Source organism: Clostridium boliviensis, assembly GCF_033342255.1.
Lineage (GTDB): Bacteria > Bacillota > Clostridia > Lachnospirales > Lachnospiraceae > Lacrimispora > Lacrimispora boliviensis.
In genome coordinates this window covers 1-391 of sequence record NZ_JAWONS010000142.1, presented here as the reverse complement: position 1 = coordinate 391, position 391 = coordinate 1, and the positions used below count along the sequence as shown (strand labels likewise).

Annotated in this window: 1 protein-coding gene; it reads left to right on the top strand. The window is 65.5% G+C overall.

Annotated features, from left to right (window positions below; genetic code table 11):
• Positions 1-391 (top strand): phenylacetate--CoA ligase family protein (locus RZO55_RS10075; RefSeq protein ID WP_369293205.1); only part of this gene is annotated, 391 nt, incomplete at both ends.

The window sequence follows — 391 nt, the reverse complement described above, 5'->3', positions numbered from 1 at the left end:
GATCGAGTCGGGGAAAAACCCCCGGGACACGTCGCTGAAATACGGAATCTTCGGGGCGGAGTCCTGGTCGGAGGAGATGCGGCGCACCCTGGAGGAGGTCTGGGGCATTGACGCCATCGATATTTACGGGTTGTCCGAAGTGATCGGTCCCGGCGTTTCCATCGAGTGCCGGGAGGCGAAGGACGGCCTGCACATCGCGGAGGACCACTTCCTGCCCGAGGTGATCCACCCCGAGACGGGGGTCCCGCTGCCGGAGGGGGAGTATGGGGAACTGGTCTTCACGACCCTGACCAGGGAGGCGACACCGGTGATCCGCTACCGGACGGGGGATATCGCCGCCCTCTATACGGAACCCTGCCGCTGCGGTCGCACCCATGTCCGGATGTCGCGG